This is a genomic window from Falsiroseomonas oryzae (assembly GCF_027856955.1).
Lineage (GTDB): Bacteria > Pseudomonadota > Alphaproteobacteria > Acetobacterales > Acetobacteraceae > Falsiroseomonas > Falsiroseomonas oryzae.
Window position 1 is genome coordinate 1 of sequence record NZ_JAPSMD010000991.1, and the last position, 604, is coordinate 604.

General features: G+C 78.0%; 1 pseudogene. It reads right to left on the reverse strand.

Annotated features, from left to right (window positions below):
- Positions 1-604, reverse strand: a pseudogene (locus OZN99_RS33125) (hypothetical protein); the annotation flags it as partial.

The following is a 604-nucleotide window of genomic DNA, read 5'->3' on the forward strand; positions in this document are numbered from 1 at the left end:
GGCACGATGGGGATCACGGCGGCGGCCGGCGCGGGCTGCCGCCCCTCGCGGCCCATCCGCGCCAGGCGCAGCTGGTCCGCGCACTCGCCGCGTGGCGGTGCGCCGGCCGCGCCGCGCATCCACTCCACCGTGCTGCTGCGCCAGAGACGGTTGGCGACCGCGTCGGACAGCACCTGCGCCATCGCCGCCCCCGGCTCCACACCGACCTGCGGCGCCGCGAAGGTGCCGCCGATTGTGACCGGCGCGCGCACCGCGACACCCATCACGCGGATATCGGGCAGCAGCCGTGCCGCCAGCGTCTCGTCGCGCAGGTTGAGCGCGAGGCTGCCCTCCACCCTGCCCTCCGGCCCTTCCAGTAGCAGCGCCTGGCTCTGCGCCAGGCCATCCTGCGCCGAGAGCCGCAGCGCCAGGCAGCGGATCGCGAGCCCGTCCGGCGGCGCGCCCGCCGGCAGCAGCAGCCGCACCAGGTCCGGGCCGACCTGCTGCACCACGGCGCGAGCCAGCCGGCCTTCCACCATCGCCAGCCCCGCCTCCCCCGAGAGCGTCGCCGCGACGGCGCGCATGCCCGCGCCGCGCCCGCGCAGCTCCAGCGCGACCTCTGCCG